Annotated in this window: 14 protein-coding genes; 7 read left to right on the top strand and 7 right to left on the bottom strand. The window is 75.2% G+C overall.

Annotated elements, in window-relative coordinates:
- Window positions 1–33: 33 nt before the first annotated feature.
- The 4 genes from MF672_RS20425 to MF672_RS20410 form a co-directional block, all read right to left on the bottom strand.
- On the bottom strand, window positions 34–825 hold the full coding sequence (locus MF672_RS20425; protein WP_242378396.1) for a TetR/AcrR family transcriptional regulator: 792 nt from the start codon (window positions 823–825) through the stop codon (window positions 34–36).
- Between the two features lie 181 nt (window positions 826–1,006).
- Window positions 1,007–1,303: a hypothetical protein gene (locus MF672_RS20420; protein ID WP_242378397.1), complete on the bottom strand. Its 297-nt coding sequence runs from the start codon at window positions 1,301–1,303 to the stop codon at window positions 1,007–1,009.
- Window positions 1,304–1,424: 121 nt separating this feature from the next.
- Window positions 1,425–2,054 carry a GNAT family N-acetyltransferase gene (locus MF672_RS20415; RefSeq protein WP_242378398.1) on the bottom strand — a complete coding sequence of 210 codons (630 nt, stop codon included), beginning with the start codon at window positions 2,052–2,054 and terminating at the stop codon, window positions 1,425–1,427.
- Window positions 2,055–2,090: 36 nt separating this feature from the next.
- Window positions 2,091–2,462 (bottom strand): MerR family transcriptional regulator, encoded by a 372-nt coding sequence (locus tag MF672_RS20410; protein ID WP_242378399.1) that lies wholly within the window; start codon window positions 2,460–2,462, stop codon window positions 2,091–2,093.
- A gap of 52 nt (window positions 2,463–2,514) precedes the next feature.
- On the opposite strand from MF672_RS20410, the gene MF672_RS20405 reads away from it, so the two are divergent.
- Complete coding sequence (locus tag MF672_RS20405; RefSeq protein ID WP_242378400.1) at window positions 2,515–3,762, top strand: MFS transporter; 1,248 nt, start codon at window positions 2,515–2,517, stop codon at window positions 3,760–3,762.
- A gap of 91 nt (window positions 3,763–3,853) precedes the next feature.
- On the top strand, window positions 3,854–4,468 hold the full coding sequence (locus MF672_RS20400; RefSeq protein WP_242378401.1) for a Dps family protein: 615 nt from the start codon (window positions 3,854–3,856) through the stop codon (window positions 4,466–4,468).
- Here the strand turns inward: MF672_RS20400 and aroQ are convergent.
- Entirely contained in the window at window positions 4,434–5,099 is a 666-nt protein-coding gene (gene aroQ / locus MF672_RS20395) for a gamma subclass chorismate mutase AroQ (RefSeq protein WP_242378402.1), read from the bottom strand. The genes MF672_RS20400 and aroQ overlap by 35 nt on opposite strands.
- A 106-nt stretch (window positions 5,100–5,205) precedes the next feature.
- Between aroQ and MF672_RS20390 the strand changes: the two genes are divergently transcribed.
- Together MF672_RS20390 and MF672_RS20385 are read left to right on the top strand one after the other, a co-directional pair.
- Window positions 5,206–6,996 carry an OPT/YSL family transporter gene (locus MF672_RS20390; protein ID WP_242378403.1) on the top strand — a complete coding sequence of 597 codons (1,791 nt, stop codon included), beginning with the start codon at window positions 5,206–5,208 and terminating at the stop codon, window positions 6,994–6,996.
- An 80-nt stretch (window positions 6,997–7,076) separates the two neighbouring features.
- The gene (locus tag MF672_RS20385; RefSeq protein ID WP_242378404.1) at window positions 7,077–7,436 is read left to right on the top strand and encodes an MmcQ/YjbR family DNA-binding protein; all 360 of its coding nucleotides are present in this window, start codon (window positions 7,077–7,079) and stop codon (window positions 7,434–7,436) included.
- Between the two features lie 63 nt (window positions 7,437–7,499).
- Here the strand turns inward: MF672_RS20385 and MF672_RS20380 are convergent, their stop codons facing one another.
- Window positions 7,500–8,390 carry an alpha/beta fold hydrolase gene (locus MF672_RS20380; protein ID WP_242378406.1) on the bottom strand — a complete coding sequence of 297 codons (891 nt, stop codon included), beginning with the start codon at window positions 8,388–8,390 and terminating at the stop codon, window positions 7,500–7,502.
- A 504-nt stretch (window positions 8,391–8,894) separates the two neighbouring features.
- On the opposite strand from MF672_RS20380, the gene MF672_RS20375 reads away from it, so the two are divergent.
- Window positions 8,895–9,884: a small ribosomal subunit Rsm22 family protein gene (locus MF672_RS20375; RefSeq protein ID WP_242378409.1), complete on the top strand. Its 990-nt coding sequence runs from the start codon at window positions 8,895–8,897 to the stop codon at window positions 9,882–9,884.
- 67 nt (window positions 9,885–9,951) lie between these two features.
- On the opposite strand, the gene MF672_RS20370 is transcribed toward MF672_RS20375, so the two are convergent.
- Entirely contained in the window at window positions 9,952–10,998 is a 1,047-nt protein-coding gene (locus MF672_RS20370; protein WP_242378411.1) for an SMP-30/gluconolactonase/LRE family protein, read from the bottom strand.
- Window positions 10,999–11,063: 65 nt separating this feature from the next.
- On the opposite strand from MF672_RS20370, the gene MF672_RS20365 reads away from it, so the two are divergent.
- Entirely contained in the window at window positions 11,064–11,507 is a 444-nt protein-coding gene (locus tag MF672_RS20365; protein ID WP_242378414.1) for a MarR family winged helix-turn-helix transcriptional regulator, read from the top strand.
- Between the two features lie 79 nt (window positions 11,508–11,586).
- The gene (gene uppS / locus MF672_RS20360) at window positions 11,587–12,306 is read left to right on the top strand and encodes a polyprenyl diphosphate synthase (protein ID WP_242378425.1); all 720 of its coding nucleotides are present in this window, start codon (window positions 11,587–11,589) and stop codon (window positions 12,304–12,306) included.
- The last annotated feature ends 51 nt before the right edge of the window (window positions 12,307–12,357 follow it).

Below are 12,357 nucleotides of genomic sequence, written 5' to 3'. Positions count from 1 at the left end.
CGCGGCAAGTGCGGCGGGGTCGGTGCGGCGGGGTCAGCGCGGCGCGGCGTCGCGGACGGCCGCCTCGACGCCGTCGAGGATCACCTCCAGGCCCGCCAGGAACGTCTCGCGCACCCGATGCTCCAGGTACGGAATGTCCTCGCCGGGCCAGTCGTCCTCCGACTCCACCCACCGCGCCATCGGGTAGCGCTCGGCGAACCCGGGCGCCACCTCCTCCAGCAGCGACGAGCGGGCCCGCCACCACTCCTCGTCCGACACGCCGGTCTCCGACGGGGCCTGGCGCGACTCGGCGACCGTCCTGGCCGCGCCGCGCACGAAGTCGTACAGCAGGGCCACCACGCCCCGCACCCGGGGCGGCCGCAGCCCGGTCGCGCGCAGCACGCCGACCAGGGTCTCCAGCGCGGCGAACTCGTTCGGCCCCAGCACCGGCCGGGCCTGCGACACCTGGAGGATCCACGGGTGGCGCAGGTAGAAGGCGCGGGTCTGCTCGGCCCACGCGGTGACGGCCGGCCGCCAGCCGCCGCTCAGGTCGTACTCGGCGGGCAGCTCGGCCATGGCCTGGTCGTACATGAGGTCGACCAGCTCGCCCTTGCTCGGCACGTACGTGTAGAGCGCCATCCCGGTGCGCCCCAGCCGCTCGCCGACCTTGCGCATCGACAGCGCCGCCATGCCCTCGGCGTCGGCCACCTCGATCGCCGCGTCGACGATCACGTCGACGCTCAGCCCCGGCTTGGGGCCCGGCCGCGGCTCGCCCCGCTCCTGCCCGGCGCGCCACAGCAGCGCCATCGAACGGCGGGCGTCCCCCTGACCGGCGTAGACGACCAACGCGCGACTCTCCTTGCGGTCCCGACCTGGTTACGCGGTGAAGCGTAGCAGCGCCCGAAGTCCGGCCGCCCGGGAAGAGCGGCCCGGAAAGAGCGGCCCGGGAACGGGCCCCGGGAACGCGGCCGTCCCGGCGCCCTGAAGCGGGCGCCGGGACGGCCGGCTGCTGCGACGGTGCCGGTTGTCAGGCGCCGGGGGCGTCCTCCTCCGGCCTGTCCATGGTGGTCTCGGGGCCGCCCTTGCAGGCGTCGGCGTCCCGGGTGCCGGCGAACACTCCGTGCTTGGTGACGTGGTGGTACGTGGCATCGTCGTTCATGCCGAGGGCGCAGTCCTGGGGCGATTCGTGAGCCCAGTGGCCCCAGGCGTGAGTCCACTGGTCGTTCCACTCGTCGTTCGGGTTGCCGCCCGCCGCGGCCACGCCCCCGAACATGACGGTTGCGGCGATGAAGGCTCCACCGGCGGCGATGAGGCTACGTCTCATGATTCCCCCCTGTGATCACGAAGTGACATCGCTGATCACTATACGTAGCGATCTTGAGGCGTTCGCGCTACGCCACACCCGGTTTAGGGCAACGGGGAGCCGATGACCGGTAAAAGCCCGTTCAGGGCGGCGTCAGCAGGACCTCGGCGCCGAGCGGCACGTACCCGGCGGCCAGGAACGCCCGCACGCTCGCCGCGTTGCCCGGGGCGATCTGCGCCCACAGCGGCCGGGGAGCCAGGTGGCGGGCGGCCGTGGCGAGCAGCCGGCCGAGCCCCCGCCCCCGGTGCGCCGGCTCGACCTCCACGGCGACCTCCCACCGGCCGCCCACGCCCCGCCCCACGCAGAGCAGGCCGCCCTCGCACACCCACACGCGGACCTCGTCCCGGTACCTCCAGGCCCGAGCCGCCCGCGCGTGCTCCAGCCCGGCGCTCCGCTCCAGCGCGAGCGGCGCCGGGCCGGGCAGCGGCGCCGCGAGCGCGAGCAGGTCCAGCGTCCCGGCGCGCCGCCCGGTCCGCCGCGCCAGGTCCAGCAGGAACGGCGGGCCGAGCGGCGCCGACAGGTCGCCGGGCGACAGCCGGTCGCGCACCCAGGCGGCCGGCAGGTCGGCGAAGACCACCGAGTGCGCGGTGAACGCGATGACGCCCAGGTCGCGCGGGGACGACTGCGGCACCACCGTCAGACCGCCGTCCGGCGCGGGCGGCCGGCCGCGTTCGGCGGCGGCGAGGATGCCCGGCAGGGACGCCGCCGTCATCTCTCCCGTCCTCTCCCCGCCGTCATCTCCCCGCCGTCATCTCTTCGCCGCCTCGACCGCGGCGAGGTAGGCGAGGATGCGGTCGCGGTTGCGGGACAGGCACTCCACCCGCTGCTGGATGCGCGCCGCCTCGGCCCTGAGCAGGTCGGCCAGCTCGGGGGTGAGACAGTCGGGGTGCAGGTGGATGTCGTCCGGACGGTCGAGGAACGGGATGATGCGGCGGATGATGTCCGTGGTCAGCCCCGAGTCGAGCAGCCCCCGGATCTGCTGGACGCGGTACACCGCCTGCTCCGGGTAGTCCCGGTAGCCGTTGCCCGCCCGGTCCGGGTGCAGGAGGTCCTGCTCCTCGTAGTAGCGCAGCATCCGCGTGGGCACGCCGGTGCGCCGCGACAGCTCCCCGATCCGCATGCCGCCCTCCTCGTTTGCCTTCTCATCAGTGTGAAGGTTTCAGCATGGTCGCATGTCCCAGACCACCCTCGCCCCGCCGGGGCCCGCCGTGCGGATGCCGTGGGCGGCGCTGACGGCCCTGTTCGCCGCCGCGTTCACCGCCGTCATGACCGAGCTGCTGCCCGCCGGGCTGCTGCCCGGCCTCGCCGCGGCCCTGGGCGTGCCCGAGAGCCGCGCCGGGTTCCTCGTCACCGGCTACGCCGCGGCGTCCACCCTGGCCGCGATCCCGCTGACCGCCCTGGTGCGCGGGCTGCGGCGGCGGCCCGTCCTGGTCACCGCGCTCGGCGGCTTCGCGCTGCTCAACGCCGTGACCGCGCTGTCGTCCTGGTACGCCGTCACCTTCGCCGCGCGGCTGCTGGCCGGCGTCATGGGCGGGCTGCTGTGGGCCATGCTCGTCGGGTACGCCGCCCGCCTGGTGCCCGAGGAACGGCGCGGCCGGGCCATCGCGATCGTCTCGGCCGGCATCACGGTCGCGTTGTGCGTCGGCATCCCGGCGGGCGCGGCGCTGGCCGGGGCGCTCGGCTGGCGGGCCGCCTTCGCCGCGCTCGCCTGCCTGGCGGGCGCGCTGGCGGCGTTCGCGCGGTGGAAGGTGCCGGACCTTCCCGGCGAGGCGGCGGGGGAGCGGACGCCGCTGCGCCGGGTGGCGGCGCGGCCCGGCGTCCGGACCGTGCTCGGCGTCACCGCGGCGGTGCTGGTCGGGCACCAGGCCGTGTACACGTACCTGGCGCCGCTGGCCGCGCTGTCCGGGACGGCGGCGACGGGCGTCGTGCTGCTGGTGTTCGGGGCCGGGACGGTCGCCGGGATCTGGGTCACCGGCGCGGTGATCGACCGGTGGCCGCGGGCCGCGCTGCTGGCGGTGCTGGCCGTGATGGCAGCGGTCATGCCCCTGCTCGGCGGCGCCGCGTCCCTTGCCGCGTCCCTACCCCTGACTCTGATCGGCGCGGCACTGTGGGGGGCGGCCTTCGGGGGAGTGCCGACGCTGCTGCAGACGGCGCTGGTGCGAGCCGCCGGACCGGCCGACGCCGACGTGGCCACCTCCATGCAGACCACCGTCTACAACGCGGGCATCGCCGGGGGGTCGCTGGCCGGGGGCCTGGTGCTGGAATCCGCCGGCGCGGCGGCCCTGCCGTGGGCCGCGCTGCCGCTGCTGGCCGGCGCCCTGGCGGTGGCGGTCGCGGCCCGGCGGCACGCGTTCCCCGCCCGCCATGCTGTCCCTCGCCCCGCCCCTCGCTCTGCCCGTCGTCCTGTGCGGCAGGATTGACCGTCTTTTGTGCAGGTTCCCGGCGGCGCTTGGGGCGGGGGAGGGGAGGTTGATGGCGATTGTTGCTGTTCGCCGTTCCGAGGAGACGCGCATGCCGACCAAACGTTCCACCAAGGCCACCAAGGCCAAGGCAGACAGCCAGCCGTGGCTGCACGTCAACGGCGTGGAGATCCAGGAGTTCGGCACCGTGCGGATGTTCCCGCTCGGCCTGTCGCGGGACGCGCGCATGTACTCGTGCGAGCGCCTCAACCAGATCCTCGCCGACACGCAGATCCTCTACGCCCTGTACAAGAAGCACCACTGGCTGATGCGCGGCCCCACCTTCTACCAGCTCCACCTGCTGCTGGACAAGCACGCCGAGGAGCAGGTCGAACTCGTGGACAAGATCGCCGAACGGGTGCAGACGCTCGGCGGCGTCGCCGTCGGGGACCCGCGCCACGTCGCCGAGATCACCGTGATCCCGCGGCCCCCGAACGGCTGCGAGGAGGTGCCCGCGATGCTCTCCCGCCTGATCGAGGCGCACGAGACGATCCTGGTCGCCTGCCACGACGCCGCGTCCCGTGCGCAGGAGATGGGCGACGACGGCACCAACGACCTGCTGGTGTCCGAGGTGATCCGGACCAACGAGCTGCAGACGTGGTTCCTCATCGAGCACCTGGTGGACACGCCGCTCATCGAGAAGCCCGAGGGCGAGCGCACGCACTGAGGCACGCCCGTCGACCGGCCCCGGCGGCTGCCGGCGCGGCGGACCGGGGCGGCTCCGGCGCGCGTGCGGCGGGCTCGGGGGCGCACAGCGGGGCGAGGGCCACGCCCAACGCGTCGCGGTGCAGCCGGTCGAGCCCCGCCCGCGCGGCCGGCCACGCCCGGACGAGCGCGTCCCGGCAGCGTCCCGGCTCCTCCCGCAACGGGCCGAGCCGCAGCAGCAGGCGCACCATCGGGAGAGTGAGCCGGTCGAGCCGCGGCCGCACGCCGGTGGCCAGGTCGGGCGGGCGACGGGGAGCGGACGCCGGGTCCGCGCGCCAGCGCGCGTGCAGGCCGCGCTGCACCGCCTTCCCCGCCTCGATCTGCGCCCGGAAGAACCGCACGCCGATCGCTGGAGCCAGCCCGACACCGGCCGACTCCTCGCCGACCCGCTCCAGCAGCCGCCGCTCCCGCGCCGCGTCGGTGACCGGCGCGCCGGTGACGTACTTGGCCGCCGCCACCTCGTCGGCCAGCCGCAGCCGCCGTACCGCCAGCCCGACCAGCCCGTCCAGCGCCTCTGGCCCCTGGAGCGGACCCAGACCGGCCACGAGCGCGACGACGACCAGCGCCACCCTCCACACGCTGCGAGAACGCATACTCCTCCCCTCTTCGCTCTACGCGACATCGGCGTGTCACCGCAATACCTCGCCTGTATGGAATGGCTGCCGTTAAGGGCCTTAAGGGTGCGGGTAACACCGGACCGTGGCCAGGGCCCCCAAGCGGCGGCGCTCCGCTCCCGAGGCCGCGGTGTCCGCGTCCGGGACGGCGGGCCCCGCCGCGTTGGGCGCGGCCAGTGGCGGGGTCGGGCGGGGGCCGCCCCGCCGGGCTCTGGTCGTGTCGCTCGCGATCGGCGCGGTGCTCGGGACCGGGCTGAGCGCGCTCAACGTCGTCCTCACCTTCACCGTCGGCACCGGCTTCGGCGGCGCCATCGTCGTCGTGCTGGCCGGCGGCGCCGTCCTGCGGCTGGTCCGGCTGCTGAGCTGGCCGGCCCTGTTCGTCGCGTACGCCACCGCCTCGGGCGGGTCGCTCGCGGTCGCCGGGCTGGACGCGGCCGTGGGCGCGGCGCTCCTGCGCGGCGGCGAGCCGTCCTGGCCCGCCCTGGCCGGTCTCGCGCTGCTGGCGAACCTGGCCGGCATCGGCGCGGGGCTGCTGCTGGCCCCGTCCGTCGTCAGCGACGCGTCGCTGCGCTATCCCGCGCTGTGGCCGGTCATCGACCTCATGCGGACGCTCACCCGGCCGGGCGGCGGCGAGGCGGCCGGGGACGGCGGGCAGCGCGTGCTGCTCGTGGCCGCGGCGGCGGGCGCGCTCGTCGCGGCGGCGGCGACGCTGACCGGGCACGACAGCGTGCGGCTCGGCCCGGGGCTGCCGTCCTACGTGGCGGTGTCGTTGTCGCCCATGCTGTTCGGGCTGGGGCTCAGGATCTCGGGCGCGGCGGCGGTCTGGGTGGCGGGCGGGGCCGGCTACTCGGTACTGACGTGGGGGTTGTCCGCGTCGTCCGGCGGGGGTGAGGGGTATGTGGAGCATCTGGGGTCGCCGTACGTGGTGGCGGTGGGGGCGGGGTTGCTGCTCGGGTACGGGGTGGGCTTCGTGGTGCGGGAGCGGGGCTGCGGCGGCGCACGATCGCGGCTCCTCGGGGCGGGGCGGCGCGGGGCGTACGAGAAAGGTGTCGAGCGGCGGGTGACGGGGGAGGGGAGCGCTTCGAAGGCTCTCGCCGTGGCGGCGGTGGCCGGCGGGTACGGCGCGGTCGTCGTCGTGCTCGGCGTCGTGCTGCGGGACGTGCCGGCCGGGCTGTTCGTCGCGGCCGGGCTGCCCGCCATGACGCTGCTGTTCGCCCTGCTGCTCAACCGTGTCAACGCCGCCATCGGCCTGGCCCCCGTCGCGGTCCTGCAGTATCTGGCGATCGTCGTGCTCGCGTTGCTGCGCGTCCCCGCCCCGGTCGGGTACGCCGTCGCCGGGCTCGTGTGCTGCGTCTCCCTCGCCTCGGCCTACTTCGTCGAGGCGGCCAAGGTGGCGCACCACGCGCCGCCCGGTGAGACGCCTCCGCGGCGGGTGCTGCTGTCCTGCCAGGCGTTCGGGAGCGCCGTCGGCGCGCTCGCCGGGGTCGGCCTGCTGTACGCGGTGGCCAGGAGCGGGGCCGCCGGCACGGCCGTCCTTCCCGCGCCCGTCGCGACGGCGATCGCGTTCCTCGACGACCTGCTGCGCGGCTCGGCGCGGCAGGCGGCCTCGGCCGGGGCGTACCTGGCGGCGGCGGGCGGGCTGGGGGCCGTCCTGTCGTGGTGGCCGGCGGCGATGCCGACCATGCTCGGCCTCGGGATCCTGCTCCCGCCCGCGACGTCGTCCGCCGTCGTGGCGGGCGGGGTCGTGCGGCGCCTGCTCCGCGGGCGGGTGGTCGCCGGCGGCGGCTCCCTGGCGGCGACGGCCGGGTCGGGGCTGATCCTCGGGGGTGGGCTGGCCAGCGCCGTCCTGCTGCCGCTGCGCGCCCTGCTGCCGTGAGGAGCGCAACTGCCGTCAGGAGGGCGGGAATTGTCGGAGGGGCGCGGTACTCTCGCCGTCTCGGCGAACGGGAGGCGTACATGATCGACGATGAGGTGGCGGCGCGGCTGCGGGAGATCTGCCTGGGCCTGCCGGAAGCGGCGGAGAAACCCTTCGGCGGGCACACCGCGCCGTCCTACCGGGTGCGGGAGAAGCTGTTCGTCATGACCAGCGAGGACGGGCGGTCGATGACGTTCAAGGCCGGGCCGGGCGTGCAGGAGGCGATGGTGAGCGCCCAGCCCGACCGGTTCTTCGTGCCCGACTACGTCGGCGGCAAGGGCTGGCTCGGCGCGCGGCTCGACGTCGAGCAGGACTGGGACGAGCTCGACGAGCTGATCAGGGACAGCTACCGGCTCGTCGCGCCCAAACGCCTGGCCGCGCTCCTGGACAGCGCGGGCTGACCGCCCCTGCGTGGCGCGGTGGTTCAGTGACTCGGCTTCCCGGCGGTCCGGGGGTCCGAGGGTTCAGGGGTTCAGGGTCTCGGTGATGAACGCGGTCAGCGCCCGGGTCACCTGCTCCGGGCGTTCGACGGACGGCAGGTGGCCCGTGCTGGGGAGTTCGAGCAGGCGCGCGCCCGGGATGCCCTTGGCCAGGATGCGTGACACCTCCTGGATGCCGGGCACGTCCGACAGGCCGTTGATCACCAGGGTGGGCGCGGAGACCTCCGCCAGGCGGCCCGCGGCCGGCGGGTCGAGGAAGCGCTCCGGCGGACTCGGGACGGACCAGGAGCGCAGGAAGACCAGCTCGCACATCTCCACCGCGGCCTCCCACACCTCGTCGCTCAGCGCGTCCCGGCCGCGGTCGGGGCCCGCGACCTGCCAGAGCGTGTGCGCCTCCGCCATCGCCCGCACGTCCGCCGGGTCCACGTGCGCGGCCGTGCCGTGGCGGTAGCTCTTCAGACGGTCGGCGGGCACCGAGGAGTGCACGCGCTCGCGGGCCTGCTCCAGCATTTCGGGCGGCCAGGTGTGGCCCGGCAGGCCCGCGCCGACCAGCACGAGACCCGCCACCCGGGACGGCGCGGCGAGGGCCGCCTCGACGGCGTACCCGCCGCCCATCGACGCGCCGACCAGGACCGCCCGGCCGATGTTCAGGGCGTCGAGCACGGCCAGCAGGTCCTCGTGGTGGCACACCTCGCCCGTGGCGTCGCCGGAGCGGCCGAAGCCGCGCCGGTCGTAGCGGATCACCCGGTGCCGCTCGGACGACGACCGGAACTGGTGGTCCCACATGCGCATGTCGCCCACGCTGGCGTGCACGAACACGACCGCGCCGCTGCCCGTGCCCCTGTCCATGGCCCTGCCCGTGGCCGGGCCCGCTTCCTCGTAGGCGATCTCCACGCCGTCCACGACGATCGTCACGCCGACGACGCTACGTGGGCGTGGGGGCGGGGCGGGCGCCTGTTCGCCGCCGGCGCACCCCCGGACTGTGGGAGGCGGGGTCCTGGGAAAGTGGCGGGCGTCCGGGGAGTGCGGCAGGTGTCTGAGGAGGATGGCAGGCGGCGGGCGTCCCAGGGGGCGGGCGCCCGGGGGAAGCGGTGGGGGTCCGGAGGAGTGGCGAACGTTCGAGGGAAGCGGTGGGCGTCCGGAGGAAGCGGTGGGCGTCCGGGAGCGGTGGACGTGCGGGGGTGTGATGGGCGTCCGAGGGAGTGGCGGGCGTATGGCAGAGGGATGGGCGTTCGGGGGCGGGGCGGGCGTACGGGGAGAGGGGCGGTGGTCGCAGGGGTGGGGATGGTCGATAATGGCTCAGGGCGCCGAGCCGCCGTTCATCGGGGCCGGGCAGCCGCCGTGCGGGCCGCCCGCGGCCGGGGGCCCGGACGAGCGGGGCCCGCGCACCCACCCGTCACCCCGAAAGCGAACCCGCCCATGCTGCCCGACGACCTCAGCGCCGCCCTGGACAAGGCCCTGGCCCGTCACTCGCCCCAGGAGCTGGCCCGCTCGGTCGCGCAGCTCACCGAGCGCTACCGGGCCGGCGCCCCCGCCGAGACCGCTCACATGCGCGGCGAGGCGGACGTCGCCGCGTACGCCGCCTACCGCATGCCCGCCACGTACGCCGCCGCCGCGACCGCCATGCGGCACGCGGCGGCCCTGATGCCGGGGTTCGAGCCGGTCAGCCAGCTCGACGCGGGCGGCGGCACGGGCGCGGCGGTCTGGGCGGCCGCGGACCTGTGGCCGTCCCTGCGCGAGGTCACCGTCATCGAGCGCGAGCCGCACGTCCTCGACCTGGGCCGGCGTCTGGCCCGTACGTCCGGCGCGGCCGGGGTGCGCGGCGCCGCGTGGCGGCAGGCGGCCGTCCGCCCGGGCCTGGACCGGCCCCGCGCCGACCTGGCGACCATGTCGTACGCGCTGGGCGAGCTGCCCGAACAGGACCGGCCGGACGTCGTGCGCTGGCTCGCCCGCGACGCCGCCCTGGTGATCGTCGTCGAGCCGGGCACCCCCGCCGGTTACGCGACGATCGCCGCCGCCCGCGAGGCCCTGGTGCAGGAGGGGCTGAGCGTCGTCGCCCCCTGCCCGCACGACGGCGCCTGCCCCATCCGGCCCGGCCAGGACTGGTGCCACTTCTCGGTACGGCTGCCCAGGACGTCCCTGCACCGCCGGCTCAAGGCGGGCACCCTCAGCTTCGAGGACGAGAAGTTCTCCTACGTCGCCGCCACCGCCGTTCCCCGGCCGCGCCCCGCCGCCCGGGTGCTGCGTCACCCGCAGAAGCGCAAGGGCCTGGTGTCGTTGCGCCTGTGCACCGAGACGGACGGCCTGCGCGACGAGATCGTCTCCAAGCGGCAGGGCGAGCTCTACCGCCAGGCCAGGGACGTCGGCTGGGGGGACGCCTGGCCGGGCGGCGGCCCTGAGCACGACTGACCCGCCCCACCGGCGGACGAAGCCCAAGCGCGAGGGGCCCGGTGACGGTCAGAGGCCGTGGTGACCGTCAGAGGCCGCGCACTGCGGCGACCGTGAACGGGATCTGCGGCGCGCCCTCGTCCCCCAGCGGCCCGCCCCGGTCGAACTGGGACCGCACGACGTAGAGCGTCCCCTTCACCCGCGCCAGCGTCGTCGGGAGCTGCAGCGCCGGGTCGGTGAGCCGCTTCTCCACGGTGGCCGTGCCCCCGCCCGCCGCGACGTGCCAGCGGCTGATCGTGTCGGCGGTGTTGTGCACCGCCCACAGCGTGCCCTGGCGCAGCTCCAGCCCGTCGGCGTGCAGCATGTCGCCGCCGCGCAGCGTGACCCGCCGCACGGCGCGGGTGGCGAGGTCCACGCGGAACAGGTCGCCGCCGGTCATGTCGGCGGTCAGCAGGTAGCGCCCGGACGGGTCGGTGACGATGCCGTTGAGCGTGTACGCCCCGTCCGCGTGCGGGTCGAGCGCGGCCTCCAGCGCGGCGAACGGGGTCAGCTCCGCGGCTCCGCCCCGCGCCCGCTCGAACTGCGCGGGCGTGACCCGGTAGACGACGGCGCGCAGGCTGTCGGTGACGTAGACCGCGCCGTCGGGGGCGACGGCCAGGTCGTTGACGAAGCTCGGCGCCCCGGCCGGGACGTCGAAGCGGGCCAGCAGCTCCCGGGTGCGCGTGTCGTAGACGAAGACACCGCTGGTGGAGTCGGTCACCCACAGCCGGCCCGCGTCGTCGGCCTCCAGGCCGTTGGCGGTGTCGCGGCCGTCGGAGCCGGCCGGCAGGAAGGTCGCGGCGACCCGCCGGCCGGGCGTCAGCTCGTAGACGGTGCCGTCGGCCCAGGAGGCCGCGTACAGGACGCCGGTGCGCGGGTCGGCGGTGATGCCCTCGGGGTAGACGCGGTCGCCGGGCAGCTCGTACGCGGTGGTGACGCGCGGCGCGGTGGTGGTGCGCGGCGCGGCGGCCGGGCCGGCGGCATCGGCCAGGGCGGGCGGCGCGGCGAGCGCGCCGGCCAGGACCGCGGACGCCAGGACGGCGGACATGCGGATCATCAGGACGATCCCTCCATCGAAGAAGAAGTAAGAACGCATACGAACGATAGTTAGAGTTCTAATGCTCGTCAACGTCATTTCGGTCCCCTCGTTATCATGCGGAGATGACGTCCATGCCCGTCTCCGAGCGCCTGGGGGCGCACGTCAAGCGCGCGGAGCAAGCGCTCAACGCGGCCAAGAACGCCGCCCTCAAGCCGGCCGGCCTGACCGTGCCGCAGTACTCGGCGCTGCTCCACCTCGGCGAGAACCCCGGCATCTCGGCCGCTGCCCTGGCCCGGGCCTGCGGCGTCACCCCGCCGACGATGAACACCGTGCTCAAGAACCTCCAGGAGCTCGGCCTCGTCGAGCGCACCCCGCACGAGTGGCACAAGAACATCCTGGAGACCCGGCTCACGCCCGAGGGCGAGCGGGCGAGGGCCGCCGCCGACGCCCGCGCCGTCCGCCTGGAGCGCGCCCTCGCCGCCCAGTTCACCGACGAGGAGCGGCAGACGCTGGTCGCGCTCCTCGGCCGCTGCGCCGACTTTCTCGAATCGTCCCGAACCGGCTGACCCCGCACTGCATGCTTATGGGGTGCACGCGAACGATCTTCTCCACTCCCTGTACGCCCGGCGCCTGCGCCGCCAGGTCATGACCGGCCCGCTGCCCCGCCACGTCGGCCTCATCATCGACGGCAACCGCCGCTGGGCCAGGCAGAAGGGCCTGCCCAACCCGAGCATCGGCCACCAGTACGGCGCCGAGCACATCCAGGACGTGCTGTCGTGGTGCGAGGGCCTCGGCATCAGGCACCTGACGGTGTTCCTGTGCTCGACGGAGAACCTCCAGCGGCGCGGCGACGCGGAGGTGGCCTTCCTGCTCAAGGTCATCGAGGAGATGGTCGCCGAACGGCTGGCCCGCCCGGACGCCCGCTGGCGCGTGCACGTCGCGGGGCTGCTCGACATGCTGCCCGACACCACCGCCCGCGCGCTGAAGAACGCCGTCGAGGCCACCCGCACCTGCGCGACCGGCTTCCACCTGACGCTCGCCATCGGCTACGGCGGCCGGCAGGAGGTCATCGACGCGCTGCGCGAGCTGCTGTACGAGCGGGCCGAGGCCGGGCAGTCCATGCACGAGCTGGCCGAGACACTGACCGCCGACGACCTGGCCGGCCACCTCTACACCGCCGGGCAGCCGGACCCCGACCTGGTCATCCGCACCAGCGGCGAGCAGCGCATGTCGAACTTCCTGCTGTGGCAGGCGGCCTACTCCGAGCTGTACTTCTGCGAGGCGTACTGGCCGGCCTTCCGCGAGATCGACTTCCTGCGCGCGCTGCGCAGCTTCGCCGCCCGCCAGCGGCGCTTCGGCGGCTGAACCCGCGAAGGGGGCGCGCGGGGGCGGATAATTCGGTTGCCGTCGCGCGTC

The sequence above is a fragment of the Actinomadura luzonensis genome (assembly GCF_022664455.2).
Classification (GTDB): domain Bacteria; phylum Actinomycetota; class Actinomycetes; order Streptosporangiales; family Streptosporangiaceae; genus Nonomuraea; species Nonomuraea luzonensis.
The sequence above is the reverse complement of the archived record's forward strand: the minus strand, read 5'-3'. Positions and strand labels throughout refer to the sequence as shown.